17 protein-coding genes, 4 tRNA genes and 1 pseudogene are annotated in these 21,489 nt (G+C 61.4%); 19 read left to right on the top strand and 3 right to left on the bottom strand.

All coding sequences use genetic code 11. The features are described 5' to 3' along the window. Positions 1–10: 10 nt before the first annotated feature. The 18 genes from leuD (at position 11) to BLV47_RS20055 (ending at position 17,529) form a co-directional block, all read left to right on the top strand. The gene (gene leuD, locus BLV47_RS20140; RefSeq protein WP_092316473.1) at positions 11–655 is read left to right on the top strand and encodes a 3-isopropylmalate dehydratase small subunit; all 645 of its coding nucleotides are present in this window, start codon (positions 11–13) and stop codon (positions 653–655) included. A 99-nt stretch (positions 656–754) separates the two neighbouring features. Beyond that, positions 755–1,519 (top strand): class I SAM-dependent methyltransferase, encoded by a 765-nt coding sequence (locus tag BLV47_RS20135; RefSeq protein ID WP_092316471.1) that lies wholly within the window; start codon positions 755–757, stop codon positions 1,517–1,519. Between the two features lie 51 nt (positions 1,520–1,570). Then, on the top strand, positions 1,571–2,653 hold the full coding sequence (gene leuB / locus BLV47_RS20130; protein WP_092316468.1) for a 3-isopropylmalate dehydrogenase: 1,083 nt from the start codon (positions 1,571–1,573) through the stop codon (positions 2,651–2,653). Between the two features lie 54 nt (positions 2,654–2,707). After that, a complete protein-coding gene (asd, locus tag BLV47_RS20125; RefSeq protein ID WP_092316466.1) occupies positions 2,708–3,820 on the top strand; it encodes an aspartate-semialdehyde dehydrogenase in 1,113 nt (370 codons plus the stop codon). 178 nt (positions 3,821–3,998) lie between these two features. Then, positions 3,999–5,009, top strand: a complete 1,011-nt coding sequence (locus BLV47_RS20120) for an aspartate-semialdehyde dehydrogenase (RefSeq protein WP_092316464.1) — start codon at positions 3,999–4,001, stop codon at positions 5,007–5,009. Between the two features lie 202 nt (positions 5,010–5,211). After that, positions 5,212–7,809, top strand: coding sequence for a FimV/HubP family polar landmark protein (locus BLV47_RS20115; protein ID WP_092316462.1), 2,598 nt, complete (start codon positions 5,212–5,214; stop codon positions 7,807–7,809). Between the two features lie 282 nt (positions 7,810–8,091). Further along, on the top strand, positions 8,092–8,916 hold the full coding sequence (gene truA, locus BLV47_RS20110) for a tRNA pseudouridine(38-40) synthase TruA (protein ID WP_060838408.1): 825 nt from the start codon (positions 8,092–8,094) through the stop codon (positions 8,914–8,916). A 64-nt stretch (positions 8,917–8,980) separates the two neighbouring features. Next, positions 8,981–9,613, top strand: a complete 633-nt coding sequence (locus tag BLV47_RS20105; RefSeq protein WP_092316458.1) for a phosphoribosylanthranilate isomerase — start codon at positions 8,981–8,983, stop codon at positions 9,611–9,613. A gap of 259 nt (positions 9,614–9,872) precedes the next feature. Further along, a complete protein-coding gene (gene accD / locus BLV47_RS20100) occupies positions 9,873–10,793 on the top strand; it encodes an acetyl-CoA carboxylase, carboxyltransferase subunit beta (RefSeq protein ID WP_060838410.1) in 921 nt (306 codons plus the stop codon). Then, a complete protein-coding gene (gene folC, locus BLV47_RS20095) occupies positions 10,790–12,097 on the top strand; it encodes a bifunctional tetrahydrofolate synthase/dihydrofolate synthase (RefSeq protein ID WP_092316456.1) in 1,308 nt (435 codons plus the stop codon). The genes accD and folC overlap by 4 nt, the downstream gene beginning before the upstream one ends. Beyond that, the gene (locus BLV47_RS20090) at positions 12,081–12,740 is read left to right on the top strand and encodes an SPOR domain-containing protein (protein ID WP_092316454.1); all 660 of its coding nucleotides are present in this window, start codon (positions 12,081–12,083) and stop codon (positions 12,738–12,740) included. Before folC ends, BLV47_RS20090 begins: the two co-directional genes overlap by 17 nt. A gap of 98 nt (positions 12,741–12,838) precedes the next feature. Further along, positions 12,839–13,396, top strand: a complete 558-nt coding sequence (locus BLV47_RS20085; protein WP_016968003.1) for a CvpA family protein — start codon at positions 12,839–12,841, stop codon at positions 13,394–13,396. Between the two features lie 41 nt (positions 13,397–13,437). Beyond that, complete coding sequence (gene purF, locus BLV47_RS20080; protein ID WP_060838413.1) at positions 13,438–14,943, top strand: amidophosphoribosyltransferase; 1,506 nt, start codon at positions 13,438–13,440, stop codon at positions 14,941–14,943. A gap of 36 nt (positions 14,944–14,979) precedes the next feature. After that, positions 14,980–16,191 carry an O-succinylhomoserine sulfhydrylase gene (locus BLV47_RS20075; protein ID WP_016968005.1) on the top strand — a complete coding sequence of 404 codons (1,212 nt, stop codon included), beginning with the start codon at positions 14,980–14,982 and terminating at the stop codon, positions 16,189–16,191. Next, a complete protein-coding gene (locus BLV47_RS20070) occupies positions 16,188–16,964 on the top strand; it encodes an SDR family oxidoreductase (RefSeq protein ID WP_092316452.1) in 777 nt (258 codons plus the stop codon). The genes BLV47_RS20075 and BLV47_RS20070 overlap by 4 nt, the downstream gene beginning before the upstream one ends. 176 nt (positions 16,965–17,140) lie before the next feature. Beyond that, positions 17,141–17,216 (top strand) — tRNA-Val (locus BLV47_RS20065). A 58-nt stretch (positions 17,217–17,274) separates the two neighbouring features. Continuing rightward, positions 17,275–17,351: transfer RNA gene (locus BLV47_RS20060), tRNA-Asp, on the top strand. Positions 17,352–17,452: 101 nt separating this feature from the next. Continuing rightward, positions 17,453–17,529, top strand: a tRNA-Asp gene (locus BLV47_RS20055). A 196-nt stretch (positions 17,530–17,725) separates the two neighbouring features. On the opposite strand, the gene BLV47_RS20050 is transcribed toward BLV47_RS20055, so the two are convergent. Then, positions 17,726–19,009, bottom strand: a complete 1,284-nt coding sequence (locus BLV47_RS20050; RefSeq protein WP_060838416.1) for an NAD(P)/FAD-dependent oxidoreductase — start codon at positions 19,007–19,009, stop codon at positions 17,726–17,728. 187 nt (positions 19,010–19,196) lie between these two features. On the opposite strand from BLV47_RS20050, the gene BLV47_RS20045 reads away from it, so the two are divergent. Then, positions 19,197–19,273, top strand: a tRNA-Val gene (locus BLV47_RS20045). Positions 19,274–19,875: 602 nt separating this feature from the next. Here the strand turns inward: BLV47_RS20045 and prfH are convergent. Next, positions 19,876–20,493, bottom strand: coding sequence for a peptide chain release factor H (prfH, locus tag BLV47_RS20040; RefSeq protein ID WP_092317332.1), 618 nt, complete (start codon positions 20,491–20,493; stop codon positions 19,876–19,878). Further along, positions 20,493–21,473 (bottom strand): annotated as a pseudogene (locus BLV47_RS20035) (RNA ligase RtcB family protein); the annotation flags it as partial. The gene prfH and the pseudogene BLV47_RS20035, both read right to left, overlap by 1 nt. Between the last annotated feature and the right edge of the window lie 16 nt (positions 21,474–21,489).

Genomic DNA, 21,489 nt, shown 5'->3' with positions numbered 1-21,489 from the left:
GGAGCGCAGCATGAAAGCTTTCACCCAGCACAATGGTTTGGTCGCGCCTTTGGATCGTGCCAACGTCGACACCGATCAGATCATCCCCAAACAGTTCCTCAAGTCGATCAAGCGCACCGGTTTCGGCCCCAACCTGTTCGACGAGTGGCGCTACCTGGATGTGGGGCAGCCTTACCAGGACAACTCCAAGCGCCCGCTGAACAAGGATTTCGTCCTCAACGCCGAGCGTTACCAAGGCGCCAGTGTGTTGCTGGCGCGGGAGAACTTCGGCTGCGGTTCCAGCCGCGAGCACGCGCCGTGGGCGCTGGAAGAGTACGGTTTTCGCAGCATCATCGCCCCGAGCTATGCCGACATCTTCTTCAACAACAGCTTCAAGAACGGCTTGTTGCCGATCATCCTCAGTGACGCGGAAGTGGATGAACTGTTTCAGCAGGTCGAAGCCACCCCGGGTTACCAGTTGCGTATCGACCTTGAGGCGCAAACCGTGACCCGTCCTGATGGCAAGGTGCTGAAATTCGAGATCGATGCGTTCCGCAAGCACTGCCTGCTCAACGGTCTTGACGACATCGGTCTGACCTTGCAGGACGGCGACGCCATCGCCGCCTTTGAAGCCAAGCACCGGGCCAGCCAGCCCTGGTTGTTTCGCGACGCCTGATCGTCGGCAAGTCGGTGCCTGCAGAATCCCGCAGGTGCCGGCCTTGCAGGAGCTGGCTTGCCAGCCAACGCTGTCCCCCTTGTCCAGAAGGATCGTGCCATGACCAGCAACGCCCACAGCCAGGTAGTACAGAAGCAATTTGGTGAACAGGCTTCGGCCTACCTGAGCAGCGCTGTACACGCTCAAGGCGCCGAATTCGCCCTGCTACAGGCCGAGGTGGCGGGCCAGGAGCAGGCGCGGGTCCTGGATCTTGGGTGCGGTGCCGGTCATGTCAGCTTCCATGTGGCGCCGCTGGTCAGGGAGGTGGTGGCCTACGACCTCTCCCAGCAGATGCTGGATGTGGTGTCGGCAGCTGCACAGGAGCGTAATCTGCACAACATTCGCAGTGTGAAAGGGGCCGCCGAACGCTTGCCATTTGCCGACGGTGAGTTCGATTTCGTCTTCAGTCGTTATTCTGCTCACCACTGGAGCGACCTGGGCCTGGCCCTGCGGGAAGTGCGCCGGGTGCTCAAGCCCGGTGGTGTGGCGGCATTCATCGATGTGTTGTCGCCGGGCAGCCCGCTGCTGGACACTTACCTGCAAAGCGTCGAAGTGCTGCGCGATACCAGCCATGTGCGCGATTATTCGGCGGGTGAATGGTTGCGCCAGGTCAGTGAAGCGGGGCTGCACACTCGCAGCACCACTCGGCAACGGCTGCGCCTGGAGTATCAGTCCTGGGTCGAGCGCATGCGCACCCCCGAGCCGCTGCGGGTGGCGATCCGCGAGCTGCAGCAGGCGATGGGCAACGAAGTGCGCGAATATTTTGAGATTGAGGCCGATGGTTCGTTCAGTACTGATGTACTGGTGCTGTGGGCCGAGCGATAGAACTTTTCCGGTTGCGCCTAGGGGCCGGCCGACAGAGCAAACGAGGAACGCATGAGCAAGCAGATTCTGATTCTCCCAGGTGATGGTATTGGTCCGGAAATCATGGCCGAGGCGGTCAAGGTGCTGGAGTTGGCCAATGACAAGTACCGCCTGGGCTTCGAGCTGAGCCACGACGTGATTGGTGGCGCCGCCATCGACAAGCACGGCGTGCCTCTGGCTGACGAAACCCTGGACCGCGCTCGTGCCGCCGATGCGGTGTTGCTGGGGGCGGTGGGCGGGCCGAAATGGGACAAGATCGAGCGCGACATTCGTCCTGAGCGCGGTCTGTTGAAGATCCGCGCGCAACTGGGCCTGTTCGGCAACCTGCGTCCGGCGATTCTCTACCCGCAACTGGCAGATGCCTCGAGCCTGAAACCGGAAATCGTTTCCGGCCTGGACATCCTCATCGTTCGCGAACTGACCGGCGGCATTTACTTCGGCGCCCCTCGTGGCACCCGCGAGCTGGAAAACGGCGAGCGCCAGTCCTACGACACCCTGCCTTACAGCGAAAGTGAAATCCGCCGCATCGCCCGGGTGGGTTTCGACATGGCTCGCGTGCGCGGCAAGAAACTGTGCTCGGTGGACAAGGCCAACGTCCTGGCCTCCAGCCAGCTGTGGCGTGAAGTGGTCGAGCAAGTCGCCCAGGACTATCCGGATGTCGAGCTGAGCCATATGTATGTCGACAACGCCGCCATGCAACTGGTGCGTGCGCCGAAGCAGTTCGACGTGATCGTCACCGACAACATGTTCGGCGACATTCTTTCCGACGAAGCCTCGATGCTCACCGGTTCCATCGGCATGCTGCCGTCGGCGTCCCTGGATGCCAACAACAAGGGCATGTACGAGCCGTGCCACGGTTCGGCGCCGGACATTGCCGGGCAGGGCATAGCCAACCCGCTGGCGACCATCCTCTCGGTGTCGATGATGCTGCGCTACAGCTTCAACTTGACCGACGCAGCGGACGCCATCGAACAGGCGGTGAGCCGGGTACTGGATCAGGGTTTGCGCACCGGAGACATCTGGTCGGCCGGTTGCACCAAAGTCGGTACGCAGGAAATGGGCGATGCAGTAGTCGCCGCGCTGCGGAATCTGTAATCTTTCGGGCCCACTGCGTAGACAGTGGCCCACTTTTGTAAAGGTGTAGTTGCGATGAAACGTGTAGGTCTGATCGGTTGGCGCGGTATGGTCGGTTCCGTGCTCATGCAGCGGATGCTGGAAGAGCAGGACTTCGATCTTATTGAACCGGTGTTTTTCACCACTTCCAATGTCGGTGGCCAAGGGCCGTCGGTGGGCAAGGATATTGCTCCGCTGAAGGACGCCTACAGCATTGAAGAGTTGAAAAGCCTCGACGTGATTCTGACCTGCCAGGGTGGCGACTACACCAGTGAGGTCTTCCCCAAGCTGCGCGAAGCGGGCTGGCAGGGCTACTGGATCGACGCCGCATCCAGCCTGCGCATGCAGGATGACGCGGTGATCATCCTCGACCCGGTGAACCGCAAGGTCATCGACCAGCAACTGGATGCCGGGACCAAGAACTACATCGGCGGCAACTGCACCGTCAGCCTGATGCTGATGGGCCTGGGCGGCTTGTTCGAAGCCGGCCTGGTGGAGTGGATGAGCGCCATGACCTACCAGGCGGCCTCCGGTGCCGGCGCGCAGAACATGCGTGAGCTGATCAAGCAGATGGGCGCGACCCATGCGGCGGTTGCCGATGACCTGGCCAATCCGGCCAGCGCCATCCTCGATATCGATCGCAAGGTGGCCGAGGCCATGCGCAGCGATGCCTATCCGACCGAGAACTTTGGCGTGCCGCTGGCCGGCAGCCTGATTCCGTGGATCGACAAGGAACTGCCCAACGGCCAAAGCCGCGAAGAGTGGAAGGCCCAGGCCGAAACCAACAAGATCCTCGGCCGCTTCAAGAGCCCGATTCCGGTGGACGGCATCTGCGTGCGTATCGGCGCCATGCGCTGCCACAGCCAGGCGCTGACCATCAAGCTCAACAAAGACGTGCCGATCGCCGATATCGAAGGGCTGATCAGCCAGCACAATCCCTGGGTCAAGCTGGTGCCGAACCAGCGTGACATCAGCATGCAGGAGCTGAGCCCGACCAAGGTCACCGGCACCCTGAACATTCCGGTTGGTCGTCTGCGCAAGCTGAACATGGGTTCGCAGTTCCTCGGTGCCTTCACCGTGGGCGACCAGTTGCTGTGGGGCGCGGCCGAACCGCTGCGGCGCATGCTGCGGATCCTCCTGGAACGTTGATCCACTGAGGGGCTGAAAGAACCCGCGCCCGAACCAGGGCGCGGGTTTTTTTATGCTTGCCTTCGCAGGAGCAGGCTGCCCGGCTAAGTTGGCCGTCCCTGCCGCCGGCCTCCGCGAATTGCCTCGTCACCCTGTGCCGGGTAAAGTGCCGCTCCCCCGTTTCACCTGAGGTAGCGCCATGACTCCATCCTTTGATATTGCCGTGATCGGTGCCACCGGTACCGTTGGCGAAACCCTGGTGCAGGTACTCGAAGAGCGCGATTTCCCGATTGCCAACCTGCACCTGCTGGCCAGCAGCGAGTCGGCCGGTCATTCGGTGCCGTTTCGCGGCAAGAACGTGCGTGTGCGTGAGGTCGACGAATTCGATTTCAGCAAGGTGCAACTGGCATTTTTTGCCGCAGGTCCAGCGGTAACCCTGAGCTTCGCGCCTCGTGCTACCGCGGCCAACTGCGCAGTGATCGACCTTGCCGGCGCTTTGCCGTCGACCCAGGCGCCCAATGTCGTGCCTGAGGCCAACGCCCAGGTGCTGGTCGGCCTGCCCAAGCCCGTGCAGCTGAGCAGCCCTAGTGCCGCGGCGACCGCTTTGGCGGTGGCTCTGGCGCCTTTGCAGGACTTGCTGGACATTCAGCGGGTGAGCCTGACCGCCAGTCTGGCCATCTCCAGCCAGGGGCGTGAGGCAGTCAGCGAACTGGCTCGACAAACCGCCGAGCTGTTGAATGTACGCCCGCTGGAGCCGCGCTTCTTTGACCGCCAGGTGGCCTTCAATCTGCTGGCCCAGGTTGGCACGCCGGATGCCCAGGGTCATACCCTGTTGGAAAAGCGCCTGGTCAGGGAACTGCGTGAAGTGCTGGGGCAGCCTTTATTAAAGATTTCTGTCACTTGCATTCAAGCGCCGGTGTTTTTTGGCGATAGCTATAGCGTGACTCTGCAGTCGGGTGCCGATGTCGATCTGGCGGCGGTAAACGCGGCGCTGGAGGCCGCTCCGGGCCTGGAATTGGTGGAAGCCGGTGATTATCCCACCGCTGTGGGTGACGCCGTGGGCCAGGACGTAGTCTATGTGGGGCGGGTTCGTTCCGGCATCGATGATGCGGCGGAACTGAATCTGTGGCTGACCTCGGACAATGTCCGCAAAGGTGCGGCCTTGAACGCTGTGCAGCTGGCTGAATTGTTGATAAAAGACCTGCTGTAAAAGATACTTGGCAACAATTTGCAGAATGAATCTAGCTGGGCGCTATGCTTGGCAAGTTGCTGGAGGTGAGTGGCCGTCAGGTGCTCCCGGGGCATGCAGAAAATAATCCCGCGTGGTGGTCGTGGCCACCACGCAGTGCCTTATGGCAGCCGCTACAAAACCTTCTCGCTGGCCGAGGAAAGTTCAAACAAAGGATGAGGCTATGGTTCAAGTTCGCAAACTGGTGTTAGCAATAGCGGCCGCCTCGGCGCTGTCCTCCGGTATGGCGCAGGCGCTTGGGCTTGGGGAGCTGACCCTGAAGTCGAGTCTGAACCAGCCTTTGGTAGCCGAAATCGAATTGCTCGATATCAAGGACCTGACTGCCGCTGAAGTGGTACCCAGCCTGGCCCCGGCAGAAGAGTTCGCCAAGGCCGGCGTCGATCGTCAGGCCTTTCTCAATGACCTGAGTTTTACCCCCGTTCTCAATCCCGGCGGCAAGAGTGTGCTGCGGGTGACTTCGAGCCAGCCGCTGTCCGAGCCGATGGTCAAGTTCCTGGTGCAGGTGATGTGGCCCAACGGCCGCCTGCTGCGCGATTACAGCGTGCTGCTGGATCCTTCGAAATTTTCCCCGCAAGCTGCCGCTGCCGCCCAGGCTGCTCCGGTCGCAGGTCCGGCGGTGAATGCCCCGGTTACCCGGGGCAACAAAGTCAGCAAACCTGCGCAATACACCACCGCAGCCCGCGACACGCTGTGGGAGATCGCCGCGAAGAATCGCAATGGCGCGTCGATCCAGCAAACCATGCTCGCAATCCAGGCGTTGAACCCGGATGCCTTTATCGACGGCAACATCAATCGATTGAAAGCTGGCAGGGTCCTGCGTCTGCCTGACGTAGTACAGAGCACGGCATTGGCGCAGCCCAAGGCCATTGCCGAGGTGGCTGCACAAAACGCGGCCTGGCGCCAGGGGCGTCGTGCCGGAGCCCGCAGTCAGCAGCAGGTGGACGCCACCCGTCGTGCCGGTGCTGACAAGGCGCCCAAGCAGGTCAATACCAAGGACAACTTGAGCCTGGTCTCGGCGGAAAGCGGCAAGGCGCGGGGCAAGGGGGCGGCAGGTGACAGCAAGGCGCTGAACAACAAGCTGGCGGTGACTCAGGAAAGTCTCGACGCGACCCGTCGCGACAACGCCGAGCTCAAGGAGCGTATGGCGGATCTGCAGAGCCAGCTGGACAAGCTGCAGCGTCTGATCGAGTTGAAGAACAACCAGTTGGCCAAACTGCAGGCCGACGGCGCGGCGCCGGCTGCTCAGCCTGTACCGGCGATGCCTGCCGAGCTGGTGGCCAAGCCTGAGGCTGCGGCCCCGGTAGTGGCGCCAGTGGTTCCTGCGGCGCCAGTCAGCGAACCGGCTGCCGCTCCGGCAGTGGATGAGGTAGCCAAGACCGACGAAGACAAATATGGCGACCTGCTGACCAACCCGATCCTGCTGGGACTGGTAGGCGGCGGTGCGGTAGTGGCGGTTCTGTTGCTGTTGCTGTTGCTTGCGCGTCGACGCAAGGCCCAGCAGGAAGCGGAAAAGCACCTGCGCATGGCGCGGGCCTTGTCCGAGGAAAGCAATGACTTCACCGAGGAGCTGGAATTGCCGGAAGGCAGTTTCGAAGGCCTTGAAGTTCCACCACCGAGCGTCAAGCTGGCTCCAGCTCCAGCTCCAGCTCCAGCTCCAGCTCCAGCTCCAGCTCCAGCTCCGGCGGTGGCACCCATCCCGGCGGCACCGGTGGAGCGAGCCACGGACGTGCTGGGCCAGGCACAGAATCATATCGACGGTGGTCGTCTGAACCAGGCCGCTGCGCTGCTTGAAGAGGCGGTCAAGCTGGAGCCGCAGCGCAGTGATCTGCGCCTCAAGCTGATGGAGGTCTACGCGCATCAGGGTGATCGCAGCGCCTTTGTCGCCGAGGAGCGGCAACTGGTGGCCAATGGCGATAACCATGCCCAGGTCGAACAGCTCAAAAGCCGTTTCCCGGCGATGGTCGCAGTGGCTGCAACTGCTGGTCTGGCGGCCGCCGCGGTGGCGGCGGAGCTGGATGCCCAGTACGTCAAGGAGCTGTTGGACGAGCCGCAGTCCCCTGAGCCTGCTGCTCCTGTCGAGGGGCTGGATGCGGACTTCGACCTGAGCCTGGACGATCTGGAAGCAGCCTCGCCTGCGGTCGTGGTGTCCGAGCCTGCGATCGAGCTGGAAGACTTCCCGCTGGATGATGACCTGAGTTTCGGTTCGGTCCTGGAGCAGCAGACCGCCGCGCAGGAAAGCCTGGATGATCTTGGTGACTTCGATTTGGACCTGGGGGCCGATCTGCCCGCAGCGACCCAGGACGATGAGGATTTCCTGCTGAGCCTTGAGGATGATCTCAAGGATGTGCCGGCTGGCGATGTGCCTACCGTTACGGAAGCGGCGCTGGATGATCTGGACTTGTCGGCGGATTTCGATCTGTCCCTGGCCGATGAGATGGATGGGGCCACCGAGGCCAAGGATGCGTTCGCTTCCGAGCTGGATGATGTCAACGCCGAGCTGGATCGTCTGGCACAGAGTCTGGATCAGCCTGAGCCGGCGGTGCCGAGTTTCACGGCTGAAGATGCAGCGGCGGTGCCTGAAGAGGCCGACTTCGACTTCCTTTCCGGCAGCGATGAAGTGGCCACCAAGCTCGATCTGGCTCAGGCCTATATCGATATGGGTGACAACGACGGCGCGCGGGACATCCTTGGCGAAGTGCTCAGCGAAGGCAGTGAAGGGCAGAAGAGTGAAGCCCAGGAAATGCTGGCGCGACTGGCCTGAAGCCGGATCCCGCTTGACCAGAACGGCAGCCGATGAGGCTGCCGTTTTTGTTGGTGCCGTTTTTCCGGGGGGATGGGGTGGAGTGCCTGGATCGGGCGGGGCATTGCTCTCTTTGCCCGGTCCCGAGCGAGGCATGGCAATGAAATGGCGGTCGATGCGCTCAATCTTCAACTAAACCATGGCGGTGCATGGCGTCTGCTCCCTGCGGCCTTATAATGAGTGCCTTTGCGCATATCAGCAGGCTGTAAGTTCTTGGCAAATATAGATAACCCGGCTGCCGAAATGGCCGCCGAAGGCTTTTCCCGCATTGCTCTGGGTGTTGAATACAAGGGGTCGCGCTATCGCGGTTGGCAGCGTCAGGCTACTGGTGTGCCCAGCGTCCAGGAAACTCTGGAGAAAGCCTTGTCCAGAGTCGCGGACTCTCCCGTGCTGGTGTCCTGTGCGGGGCGCACTGATGCTGGTGTGCATGCCTGCGGTCAGGTGGTGCATTTCGACACCCAGGCCGTGCGTTCGATGAAAGCATGGGTGATGGGGGCCAATATCAACCTGCCCCACGACATCAGTGTCAGTTGGGCTCAGGAAATGCCCGCGCATTTCCATGCGCGGTTCAAGGCCATAGCCCGGCGCTATCGCTATGTGATCTACAACGATCAGATCCGTCCGGCTCATCTCAACGAAGAGGTCACCTGGAATCACCGCCCCCTGGATACCGAGCGCATGGCCCAGGCCGCGCAGTTTCTGTTGGGTACCCATGATTTCAGCGCCTTTCGGGCGGGGCAGTGCCAGGCCAAGTCGCCGATCAAGGAGATTCATCACCTGCGGGTTACCCGGCACGGCAAGATGATCGTCCTGGATATTCGTGCCAGTGCCTTCCTGCACCACATGGTGCGCAACATTGCCGGGGTCTTGATGACCATTGGCGCCGGCGAGCGTCCGGTGGAGTGGGCGCGGGAAGTGTTGGAGAGTCGGGTTCGTCGCGCGGGAGGGGTCACTGCCCATCCTTTTGGCCTGTACCTGGTTCAGGTCGAGTACAAGGACGAGTTTGCGCTGCCGGAGCGCTACATCGGGCCACATTTCCTTACCGGTTGGCCTGAACTTGACGGCTGACGCCCGGAAAAGCATTTGCTACCATCCGGAACTTTCCGAATTTGCCCCCCGAGGTTCACACGACATGTCAGCTGTTCGCAGCAAGATTTGCGGGATTACCCGCATAGAAGACGCGTTGGCGGCCGTGAAGGCGGGGGCTGACGCCATTGGCCTGGTGTTCTATGCCAAGAGTCCGCGGGCGGTGTCGGTGCAGCAGGCGCGGGCGATCATCGCCGCCTTGCCGCCGTTCGTGACCACGGTCGGGCTGTTCGTTAATGCCAGTCGTTGCGAGCTAGGGGAGATCCTCGATGCCGTACCGCTGGATCTGCTGCAGTTTCACGGCGATGAGTCGGCGGCCGATTGCGCCGGCTATCACCGTCCCTATATCAAGGCGCTGCGGGTCAAGGCCGGAGACGATATTGCTGCGGCTTGCCTGGCGTATCCGCAGGCCAGCGGAATTCTGCTGGATACCTATGTCGAGGGCGTGCCGGGGGGAACTGGCGAGGCTTTTGACTGGTCACTGGTTCCTCGGCAAGTGAGCAAGCCGATCATCCTGGCCGGCGGCCTCAGTGCGCAGAACGTTGCCCAGGCCATTGCCCAGGTTCGTCCTTATGCAGTGGATGTCAGTGGCGGAGTCGAGCAGAGCAAGGGCATCAAGGATCCGGCCAAGATCCGGGCATTTATGCAGGCCGTGCGTCGCAGCAGTGAGTCGATGTGACGGCTGGCAGTCTGCCGCCGTCCATAACACCACTGTACAAAACAGGCAGGCGTCGCCTTCAGGCGAGGCCGGAATCGAGTGGCAACCGCTCTATTGCGGGTTGTCGGGATGGCTGAGGAACGTTTCGTTGCAGGCAGGTCGAGCCCGGTGCTGACCGCGGTAGCGAAGTGAACATCGCCGCACACATGAATTTAGCTCAAGGGCATACGCGGGGTTGCGAACCAGAGCGTTCGGGCCGCCGGTACTGGAGAAAGAAAGCATGAGCAACTGGTTAGTAGACAAACTGATCCCTTCGATCATGCGTTCCGAGGTGAAGAAAAGCTCGGTGCCTGAAGGTCTGTGGCACAAGTGCCCATCCTGCGAGGCGGTGCTTTATCGCCCGGAGCTGGAAAAGACCCTGGATGTTTGCCCCAAGTGCAATCACCACATGCGTATCGGCGCGCGGGCGCGCATCGACATCTTCCTGGATGCCGAGGGGCGTGCCGAGCTGGGCGCCGATCTGGAGCCAGTGGATCGCCTGAAGTTTCGTGACGGCAAGAAGTACAAGGACCGCCTGACCGCGGCACAGAAGCAGACTGGCGAGAAGGACGCGCTGATTTCCATGAGCGGCACCCTGCTGGGCATGCCGGTGGTGGTCTCGGCCTTTGAGTTCTCCTTCATGGGCGGCTCCATGGGGGCGATCGTCGGCGAGCGTTTTGTTCGTGCGGCCAACTACGCCCTGGAAAACCGTTGCCCGATGATCTGCTTCTCCGCCTCTGGTGGTGCACGGATGCAGGAAGCGCTGATTTCCCTGATGCAGATGGCCAAGACTTCCGCGGTACTGGCACGCCTGCGTGAAGAAGGTATTCCCTTCGTCTCCGTGCTGACCGACCCGGTCTACGGCGGGGTATCCGCCAGCCTGGCCATGCTGGGTGACGTAATTGTCGCCGAGCCCAAGGCTCTGGTGGGCTTTGCCGGTCCGCGGGTCATCGAGCAGACCGTGCGGGAAAAACTGCCTGAGGGCTTCCAGCGCAGTGAGTTCCTCCTGGAGCATGGGGCGATCGACATGATCATTTCCCGTCAGGAGTTGCGTCCGCGCCTGGGCAACCTGCTGGCCCAACTGATGGGCCTGCCGACGCCTGAATTTGTCGCGGCACCCGTTGAACCTATTGTGGTTCCGCCGGCTCCAGCAAACCTATGACCCAACGTACCCTGGGCGATTGGCTCGCCTACCTTGAGCAGTTGCACCCTTCGGCCATCGACATGGGGCTGGAGCGCTCGCAACAGGTGGTGGCCCGGATGGGGCTGGGCAAGCCGGCGCCTCGGGTGATCACGGTTACCGGAACCAACGGCAAGGGCTCTACCTGCGCCTTTGTCGCCTCCCTGCTGCGAGCCCAGGGCTTGCGAGTGGGGGTCTACAGCTCACCGCACCTGCTGCGTTACAACGAGCGGGTGCAGGTCAATGGCCTTGAGGCTTCCGATCAGCAGCTGTGTGAAGCCTTTGCGGCGGTAGAGGCGGGGCGCGGTGATACTTCCCTGACCTATTTCGAAATGGGCACGCTGGCGGCGTTCTGGCTGTTCCAGCGGGCGGCGCTGGATGCGGTGGTACTGGAGGTCGGTCTGGGCGGGCGCCTGGATGCGGTCAATCTGGTGGATGCCGACCTGGCGCTGGTGACCAGCATTGGGGTCGATCATATCGAGTACCTGGGGGATTCCCGGGAGTCGGTGGCCTTTGAGAAGGCCGGGATCTTCCGTGCCGGCGCGCCCGCGTTGTGTGGCGACCTGAATCCGCCGCAGCCGCTGCTGGACAAGGCGCGGGAGCTGGGCTGTCCGTTTTTCCTCCGGGGGCGGGATTTCGATCTGGCACTTACCGAGAAGCATTGGCAGTGGCGCGGCCTGGATGCCCAGGGCCATCAGGTCGAGCTGCGGGATCTGCCGTTGCTTGATCTGCCCATGGAGAACGCGGCGCTGGCCTTGCAGGCTTATCTGCTCACCGGGTTGCCCTGGCAGCCTGAGCAAATTGGCGCGGCGTTGCAGCGGACCCGGGTTACCGGACGCCTGGATCGTAGGCAGGTCGAATGGCAGGGCAAGCGCCTGAGCCTGCTCCTGGATGTGGGGCACAACCCCCATGCCGCGCAGTACCTGGCCGAGCGCCTGGCACGTCGACCGCTGAACGGTCGGCGCCTGGCGGTATTTGGCCTGCTGGCGGACAAGGATCTGCCAGGAGTGGTGGGGTGTCTGCAGTCTTCGGTCCAGAGCTGGGCGGTGGCGCCGCTGGATTCGCCCAGGGCGCGTCCGGTGCGGGATCTGCAGGACGCACTGGAGGGTCTTGGCGCTTCGGTAGCGTCTTACGCCAGTGTTGCGGCGGCATTGGAAGCGCAATGCGCGCAAGCGACCACGGATGATGAAATTCTGCTGTTCGGATCTTTTTATTGTGTCGCCGAGGCGCTTGAGTGGCTCGCCCGGCGCTCCACGGAGGAAGCTGCACATGGCAATGCTGGATAACGTCTACAAGCAGCGAATGGTTGGAGCACTGGTTCTGGTGGCGTTGGCGGTGATCTTCCTGCCGATGTTGTTCTCGCGCGAGGATGAGCAGCGCCACGTAGCGGTTGAAGCACCTCCTGTGCCGCAGGCCTCGGCCATGCCGCAGGTCCAGGTTGAGCCTGTGGTGGTTCCCGAGCCCAAGGCGTTGCCTCAGGAGCCGGTGCCTGTCGAGGAGCCGGTGGTGCAGCAGGTTGCGCCTTCCATGCCGATTGCCCCGAGTGCGCCGGCGGTTGCTCCGGCGCCTGTGGTGGCCAGTAAACCGGTGCCAAAGCCTGCGCCTGTTCCGGCCCCAGCCCCAGCCCCGGCCCAGCCGATTGCCGCCGCCAAGCCTGACACCAGTCAGAGTCGGATCGACGCCAATGGCCTGTCTGTCAGCTGGTCGGTGCAGTTGGCCAGCCTGTCGAGCCGTGAAAGCGCCGAAAACCTGCAGAAGACCCTGCGCAGTCAAGGCTATAACGCCTATATCCGTTCTGCCGAAGGCAAGAACCGGGTATTTGTCGGACCGCTGATCGAGCGTGCCGAGGCTGATCGTCTGCGTGACCTGCTGGGTCGTCAGCACAACCTCAAGGGGTTTGTGGTGCGTTTCCAGCCGGAACGTGGCTGAGGCTATCTGGCTGATTTCAAAAGCACAGTGAATCGCAGCTTACCGACAGCCAAGCGCTCTGTTAAAATGCGCCGCCTTATCCGTCTGTAGGCTGCACTGTGCCATTTACCTGGGTTGACTGGGCGATCGTTGCAATAATCGCTATCTCCGCTTTGATCAGCTTGAGCCGCGGTTTCGTCAAAGAAGCCTTGTCGTTGCTTACCTGGATCATCGCAGGAGTCGTTGCCTGGATGTTTGGTGGCTCACTGTCCGAGTACCTCGGCGGTTATATCGAAACTCCCTCGGCTCGCGTGATCGCGGGCTGCGCAATCATGTTTGTCGCCACCTTGCTGGTGGGGGCAATGGTCAACTATCTCATCGGCGAATTGATTCGCGTCACCGGCCTTTCCGGGACCGATCGATTCCTCGGCATGGCCTTCGGCGCTGCGCGTGGCGCGCTGCTGGTGGTCGTGGCGGTCGGGCTCCTGAGCCTGGGGCCGGTACAGCAGGATTCCTGGTGGCAACAGTCGCGGCTGGTGCCACAATTTCTATTGGTCGCAGACTGGTCCAAGAACCTCATCCTGGGGTGGAGCAGTCAGTGGCTGGCCAGCGGTATCAGCGTACCCGCTGAAATACCGTTCAAGGAGCACCTCTTACCGGCCAAAACGCCTCAGTAAGATGGGTTCAGTTCAGTTTCATTAAGTAGGGGTTGCGTCGCATGTGTGGCATCGTCGGTATCGTCGGTAAGTCGAACGTCAATCAGGCGCTGTATGACGCGCTAACCGTCCTCCAGCACCGCGGCCAGGACGCTGCCGGTATCGTGACCAGCCATGATGGCCGGTTATTCCTGCGCAAGGACAATGGCCTGGTGCGTGATGTGTTCCAGCAACGGCACATGCAGCGCCTGGTGGGCCACATGGGTATTGGCCATGTGCGTTATCCAACCGCGGGCAGCTCGACCTCCGCCGAGGCTCAGCCGTTCTACGTCAACTCGCCTTATGGCATCACCCTGGCGCACAACGGCAACCTGACCAATGTTGAACAGTTGGCCAAGGAGATCTACGAGTCCGACCTGCGCCACGTCAACACCAACTCCGACTCCGAAGTGTTGCTCAACGTGTTCGCTCACGAGCTGGCCCAGCGCGGCAAGCTGCAACCGACCGAGGAAGACGTGTTTGCTGCGGTGACTGATGTGCACAACCGCTGCGTCGGTGGTTACGCGGTGGTGGCCATGATCACCGGTTACGGCATTGTCGGATTCCGTGATCCCCACGGCATCCGCCCGATCGTTTTCGGCCAGCGTCATACCGACGAAGGCGTGGAATACATGATCGCCTCGGAAAGCGTTTCCCTGGATGTATTGGGCTTTACCCTGATTCGCGACCTGGCCCCGGGCGAAGCGGTCTACATCACTGAAGAGGGCAAGCTCTACACCCGTCAGTGCGCGACCAACCCGCAGCTCACGCCGTGCATCTTCGAACACGTCTACCTGGCCCGTCCCGATTCGATCATCGACGGTGTCTCGGTGTACAAGGCGCGGCTGCGCATGGGCGAGAAGCTGGCCGAGAAGATCCTGCGCGAGCGTCCGCAGCACGATATCGACGTGGTGATTCCGATTCCCGACACCAGCCGTACCGCCGCGCTGGAGCTGGCCAACCACCTGGGGGTCAAGTTCCGCGAAGGTTTCGTCAAGAACCGCTACATCGGCCGGACCTTCATCATGCCGGGCCAGGCGGCGCGGAAAAAATCCGTACGCCAGAAGCTCAATGCCATCGAACTGGAGTTCCGCGGCAAGAACGTGATGCTGGTGGACGACTCCATCGTTCGCGGGACCACCTGCAAGCAGATCATCCAGATGGCCCGTGAAGCCGGCGCGAAGAACGTCTACTTCTGCTCGGCGGCTCCGGCGGTTCGTTACCCGAACGTCTACGGCATCGACATGCCAAGCGCCCATGAGTTGATTGCTCACAATCGTTCGACCCAGGACGTGGCTGACCTGATCGGTGCAGACTGGCTGATCTACCAGGATCTGCCGGACCTGATCGAGGCGGTCGGTGGTGGCAAGATCAAGATCGAGAACTTCGACTGCGCGGTGTTCGACGGCAAGTACGTCACCGGTGACGTCGACGAGGCCTATCTGAACAAGATCGAGAACGCTCGCAACGACGCGTCCAAGGCCAAGACCCAGGCGGTCAGCGCCATCATCGATCTGTACAACAACTGATTCGAGCATTTTAAGAAGACATTAGGAGTAGGCGGCATGAGTCAGGATTGGGATGCCGGTCGGCTGGATAGCGACCTTGAAGGCGTAGCGTTCGATACCCTGGCGGTGCGCGCCGGCCAACACCGTTCGCCGGAAGGCGAGCACGGTGATCCGATGTTCTTCACCTCCAGCTATGTGTTCCGTACAGCTGCCGACGCGGCTGCACGGTTCGCCGGCGAAGTGCCGGGCAACGTCTATTCGCGCTACACCAACCCTACGGTGCGCTCGTTCGAAGAGCGCATCGCGGCGCTGGAGGGTGCTGAGCAGGCGGTCGCCACGGCCACCGGCATGGCGGCTATTCTCTCGGTGGTCATGAGTCTGTGCAGCGCCGGCGATCATGTGCTGGTGTCGCGCAGCGTGTTCGGCTCGACCATCAGCCTGTTCGAGAAGTACTTCAAGCGTTTTGGTGTTGAAGTCGATTACGTGCCCCTGGCGGACCTGTCCGGCTGGGATGCGGCGATCAAGAGCAACACCAAGCTGCTGTTTGTCGAATCCCCCTCCAATCCGCTGGCCGAGCTGGTGGATATCGCCGCCTTGGCTGAACTGGCGCATGCCAAGGGCGCGATGCTGGTGGTGGACAACTGCTTCTGCACCCCGGCCTTGCAGCAACCCTTGAAGCTGGGCGCGGACGTGGTGGTGCATTCGGCCACCAAGTTCATCGACGGCCAGGGTCGTTGCATGGGGGGCGTGGTCGCTGGGCGCAGCGAGCAGATGAAAGAAGTGGTGGGCTTTCTGCGCACTGCGGGGCCGACCCTGAGTCCGTTCAATGCCTGGATCTTCCTCAAGGGGCTGGAAACCCTGAGCCTGCGGATGCGTGCTCACTGTGCCAATGCCCTGGCGCTGGCGCAGTGGCTTGAGCAGCAGGACGGTGTCGAGAAGGTGCACTACGCCGGACTTGCCAGCCACCCGCAACACGAGCTGGCCAAGCGTCAGCAGCGTGGTTTCGGTGCTGTGGTGAGCTTCGAGGTCAAGGGCGGCAAAGAGGGTGCCTGGCGCTTTATCGATGCCACTCGGCTGATTTCGATCACGGCCAACCTGGGTGACAGCAAAACCACCATCACCCATCCGAGCACTACGTCCCACGGCCGCCTGGCGCCGCAGGAACGTGAAGCGGCCGGTATTCGCGACAGCCTGATCCGCATTGCGGTGGGCCTGGAGGATGTGGCTGATCTGCAGGCCGACCTGGCTCGTGGGTTGGCAGCCTTGTGATCGAGTTGTCCACGCCTCAGGGTGGCGGCAACGGACGTGTCGCGCTGGTTACCGGTGCGGCACGAGGCATTGGCCTGGGTATCGCTGCCTGGCTGATCAGCGAAGGCTGGCAGGTGGTGCTGACCGATGTGGATCGGGACCGTGGCTCCAAGGTGGCCAGGGTGCTGGGGGAAAGTGCCTGGTTCATCAGCATGGATGTGGCTGACGAGGCGCAGGTTGCCCAGGGTGTGGCTGAGGTTCTGGGGCAGTTCGGACGCCTGGATGCCTTGGTCTGCAACGCCGCCGTGGCAGATCCTCACAACATCACCCTGGAGAGTCTGGATCTGGCCTACTGGAATCGCGTCATGGCGGTGAACCTGAGTGGGCCGATGTTGCTGGCCAAACGCTGTGCGCCGTATCTGCGCGCCCATGGCGGTGCGATCGTCAACCTGGCGTCCACCCGTGCCCGGCAATCCGAGCCTGACAGCGAAGCCTATGCGGCGAGCAAGGGGGGCTTGCTGGCCCTGACCCATGCCCTGGCAATCAGCTTGGGACCGGAGATTCGAGTCAATGCGGTAAGTCCGGGCTGGATTGATGCGCGTGATCCGGCGCAGCGCCGTGCCGAGCCTTTGTCCGATGCCGATCATGCCCAGCATCCTGCGGGCAGGGTAGGGACGGTGGAGGATGTGGCGTCGATGGTGGCCTGGCTGCTGTCGCGCAATTCGGGTTTTGTCACCGGCCAGGAGTTCGTGGTGGATGGCGGCATGACCAAGAAAATGATTTATCAGGCTTAGGGCTGTTAGGGCTGCACCAGGCTTTGAGTGGCAAGTGAGTAGTGCGGTTGCGTGTCAGCCGTTTTTTTCTTGTTACTTGCAACTGGGCGCTTGCCACTGTTTTTGAAAAAAACTTCAAGCCTGCTATTGACTTAGCTTCGTTACCTGCGTAAATTTCGCGGCCTCAGCGAAGCAAAGGGTGATTAGCTCAGCCGGGAGAGCATCTGCCTTACAAGCAGAGGGTCGGCGGTTCGATCCCGTCATCACCCACCATTTCTGAGTGTCTTTCGCAAGAAAGACGGAAGCTTCCACGGAAGCATCCAACCGACGCGCAGCGGTAGTTCAGTCGGTTAGAATACCGGCCTGTCACGCCGGGGGTCGCGGGTTCGAGTCCCGTCCGCTGCGCCATATTTTCCAAGTCAGGCTCGCCTGGTTTGAGATCGAAAAGCATCGAAGCTCTTCTTTCAGACGATTTAAACGATTCACCTGGACGCAAGTCCAAGCGATACGCAGCGGTAGTTCAGTCGGTTAGAATACCGGCCTGTCACGCCGGGGGTCGCGGGTTCGAGTCCCGTCCGCTGCGCCATATCTGCCTCAAGGACCACTGAACGCCTTGAAGCAACGAAACAAGCCATAGGCTTGATTCGCATCGATAGCAAAAGCCCTGGTCGCAAGACCGGGGTTTTTTGTTTTTGGGATTTGCCTTTTTGCAGTGCCTGTTGTTTGAGCATAAAAAACCGCCTGTTCGGCGGTTTTTTTGTGTCTGCGAAAAGCTCGGGCTGTCAGAAGCCAAGCTTGTCGCGAAGGCTGTAGTACCAGGCGCCCAGGGCTGTGAAGGGCGTGCGCAGCAACTGGCCGCCAGGGAAGGGGTAGTGGGGCAGGTCGGCGAAGGCGTCAAAGCGCTCTGCCTGGCCGCGCAAGGCCTCGGCCAGTACTTTGCCCGCCAGGTGGGTATAGGTCACGCCGTGGCCGCTGCAGCCTTGGGAGTAGTAGATGTTGTCGCCCAGGCGGCCTACCTGGGGCAGGCGCGACAGGGTCAGCAGGAAGTTGCCGGTCCAGGCGTAGTCGATCTTGACGTTTTTCAGTTGTGGGAACGCCTTGAGCATCTTTGGTCGGATGATCGCTTCGATGTTGGCCGGGTCGCGAGCGCCGTAGACCACGCCGCCGCCGAAAATCAGGCGCTTGTCGCCGCTGAGGCGGTAATAGTCCAGCAGGTAGTTGCAGTCCTCGACGCAGTAGTCCTGGGGGAGCAGGCTGGCTGCCAGCTCGTCGCCCAGGGGCTCGGTAGTGATCACTTGAGTGCCGCAAGGCATGGATTTGGCGGCCAGTTCCGGGATCAGATTGCCCAGATAGGCGTTGCCGGCGACGATGATGAACTTGGCGCGAACTTTACCCTGTGGGGTATGTACAACGGGATTGGCCCCGCGCTCGATGCGCACTGCGGGGGATTGTTCATAGATAGTGCCGCCCAGGGATTCCACGGCCGCCGCTTCGCCCAGTGCCAGGTTCAGCGGATGGATGTGCCCGCCGCTCATGTCGAGCATGCCGCCCTTGTATTGATCACAGGCGACGACTTCGCGAATCCGTCGCTCGTCCAGCAATTCCAGTTGCGTGTGGCCGTAGCGCTCCCACAGGCGCTTCTGCGACTCCAGGTGACCCATCTGCTTGCTGGTCAGCGCAGCGAACACGCCACCGTCTTTCAGGTCGCACTGGATCTGGTACTTGGCTACCCGCTCGCGAATGATCCGGCCGCCCTCGAACGCCATTTGCCCCAGCAGTTGTGCTTGCTTGGGGCCGACGCTGCGCTCGATCACGTCGATGTCGCGGCTATAGCTGTTGACGATCTGTCCGCCATTGCGCCCGGAGGCGCCAAAGCCGACCTTGGCAGCTTCCAGTACCGTTACGCGAAAGCCGTTTTCCAATAGAAACAGGGCGCTGGACAGACCGGTATAACCCGCACCGATCACGCAGATATCGGTTTCCACTTCGCCTTGCAGCAGCGGGCGTTCCGGGGCTGCATTGGCGGATGCGGCGTAGTAGGACTGTGGGTAGGGAATATGCGCCATCCTGCGACCTCATGTGTTTAATATATTTTACGAGTGCGCCGATGCTACCTGAGTTGTAAAAGCGCTACCAGACAGAAGGAAAAACTTCTTCCAGGTGCCGAAATTAAAAAATTCGCATATTCATAGGCTTAGCTGCAAAAAAGGTGTTGACACCCCTTTGGAATTCCGTAGAATGCCGCCTCACAGCAGGCACGTAGCTCAGTTGGTTAGAGCACCACCTTGACATGGTGGGGGTCGTTGGTTCGAGTCCAATCGCGCCTACCAAACAAAATCCGCTCTGCTGGGCGGTCTAGAAGGGGTTCACCGAGAGGTGAGCCCCTTTTTTGTTTTGCGCGTTTTTTACCGTGCTGCAAAAGCCGTTCAGTCCTCGCTGCACTCCCTGTCTTCCTCTTATAGCGCTGCTGATCGTGAAGGCAGTTTGAGTGTGCAGGCTAGTTTGGCGATGAGGCGTCAGAGCGTTTGGCAGAACACTCGCCAATTCTCAATCAGCGGTTCGGCGTTGTCGCCGGTTGCTCGTCGCATTAGCTCCGTCGGTACATCCGAGAGTTCTTCCCATGCTGCATCCATCCTGGTGTTTGTGGATCGTCCTGTGGGTTGATCCACTGTCGCTATGCCGTTGATTGTCGTTCATTCTCTGCGTCGCTCTTGAAGTGACGGAGCTTGGGTTGCCGATGCTTGCGTTGATCCTCGTCTTCGAAGGTTCCGCTGTTTGTCGGTTGCGCTGTTGCGAGTGCCCGTCCTGTTGCGGTGTCGGTTGCCGGGCGGGTTGAAGATCTTTTACGTGCGCACTGGTCTTTTCAAAACTGTGCTCGTCAGTTCTGCGGCAGGGAGTCGTGGTCCGGCACGACTCCCTGTGGGAGGGATGATCAGTTCTGAGGGGTGAACCCGTCACCGTTGAAGCTGCGCACCGGGTTACCGCGCTCAACGCTGTGGTGGGCATGGCGGCGTTGCAGGCGCAGCGCCTCGGCAGATTGCTGTTGCCGATCTGCCAGGCGTTGCAGAATCAGTAGGCGCGCAACGCGCTTGTTGTCGTGCTGGCTGCGTTCTGACTGCACTCTCACGCTGATACCACTGGCCAGGTGCGTGGCGCGCACCGCAGAGTCCGTGGTGTTCACATGTTGCCCGCCCGGGCCTGATGCACGCATGGCTTCAAAGCGGATGGTGCCGTCCATGCTGTCCTCTGGAGCCTTGAACAGTTGGCCGGCGAAATACCAGTTCTTGCGTTTGTATCCAGGGCGATAGGGGCTCTTGCAGGTCCATAGCAGGGTGCCGGTCCAGCGTTCGGCCAGTCGTGCAGCCTGTTCGCCGTCAAGGCTGACCAGTACCGATCTGTAGGTGCCCCGGCCTTGGCCAGCTACCTGCTCGACGAGGCTGGCGCGCACGCCTTGTGCCTCGGCTTCGCGATACAGGAGTTGCAGGGCCTTGGTCACCGCCAGTTCGCACTCGGCGGGCCCCTGGGCGCAAGACAGCTGTAACAGCAGCATCAGCAGCACCCTCGGCGTTTGTAGGTCAGTACCGGTTTGAGCCGCGCGATGATCTGCACCAGGCCGGCATCCCTCAGGCTGCCGATCACGCTGTCGATGTTCTTGTAGGCTTCGGGTGCTTCCTCGTACATCAAGCCTCGGTCTTCGCAGATCACTCGGCTGCCCAACTGAGTGCGCTTGAGCTGGTCGAAGCTGAAGCGCGTCGCCAGCCTGTCCTTGCAGTCGCTGCGCAGCCATTTGCGTCCGGCGCCGTGGGCCAGGGAGTAGAGGCTGGCAGCTGCCGGTATTGGATGAACCAGATAGCTGTAGTCGCCCCGGGAGCCCGGGATGACCACCGGACCCTGGTCCGACGGCGTAGCGCCCTTGCGATGCAGCCAGCCTGTAACTCCAGCGACATTCGCTGGCGATACCAGGTTGTGGTTGATGTCCAGGATCGAGCGTCCCTTGGCCCGCAGGTTGTGCAGCAGGCGTTCGGCGATCAATCGCCGGTTGGCTTCGGCGAAACGCAGGGCCGCATCGTGCTCTTGCAAGTACTGAGTGCTGGCGGCGCTGGCCATTACCAGGCCGTTGTGCCCGTGCTGGTCCACATGGCGCCGCAGGATGGCCTCTCCCAGGCCCCTGGAGCCGCTGTGCACCAGCAGCAACAAGGCTTTGGGGTTCAGTTCCAGGGCCTGCAGGGCGCTGGCGTCGTACACCTGGTCGAGCTGTTGCAGCTCGGCGAAGTGATTGCCGCCACCAATGGTGCCCAGCGAGTGTTCATGACCGTTTGCCGGCAGCCCCAGCTGCGTCCGTTCTTCATCCCACTGTTCATCCAGGGGGAGATCGATGTTGCCGATTTTCTTTTCCAGCTTGTCGAGGTTGAGGCGGCTGCTGGAAAGGTCGGTTTGCCACAGCGTCATGCCGCAGCCGATGTCGTTGCCCACCAGGGCCGGGTAGGCCATCTCGGTGGAAAAGAATGCTGCTCCCACCGGGTAGCTGCGGATTTCGGAGCACCGT

Source organism: Pseudomonas saponiphila (assembly GCF_900105185.1).
Taxonomy (GTDB): domain Bacteria; phylum Pseudomonadota; class Gammaproteobacteria; order Pseudomonadales; family Pseudomonadaceae; genus Aquipseudomonas; species Aquipseudomonas saponiphila.
This window is presented reverse-complemented; position numbering and strand designations above follow the sequence as displayed.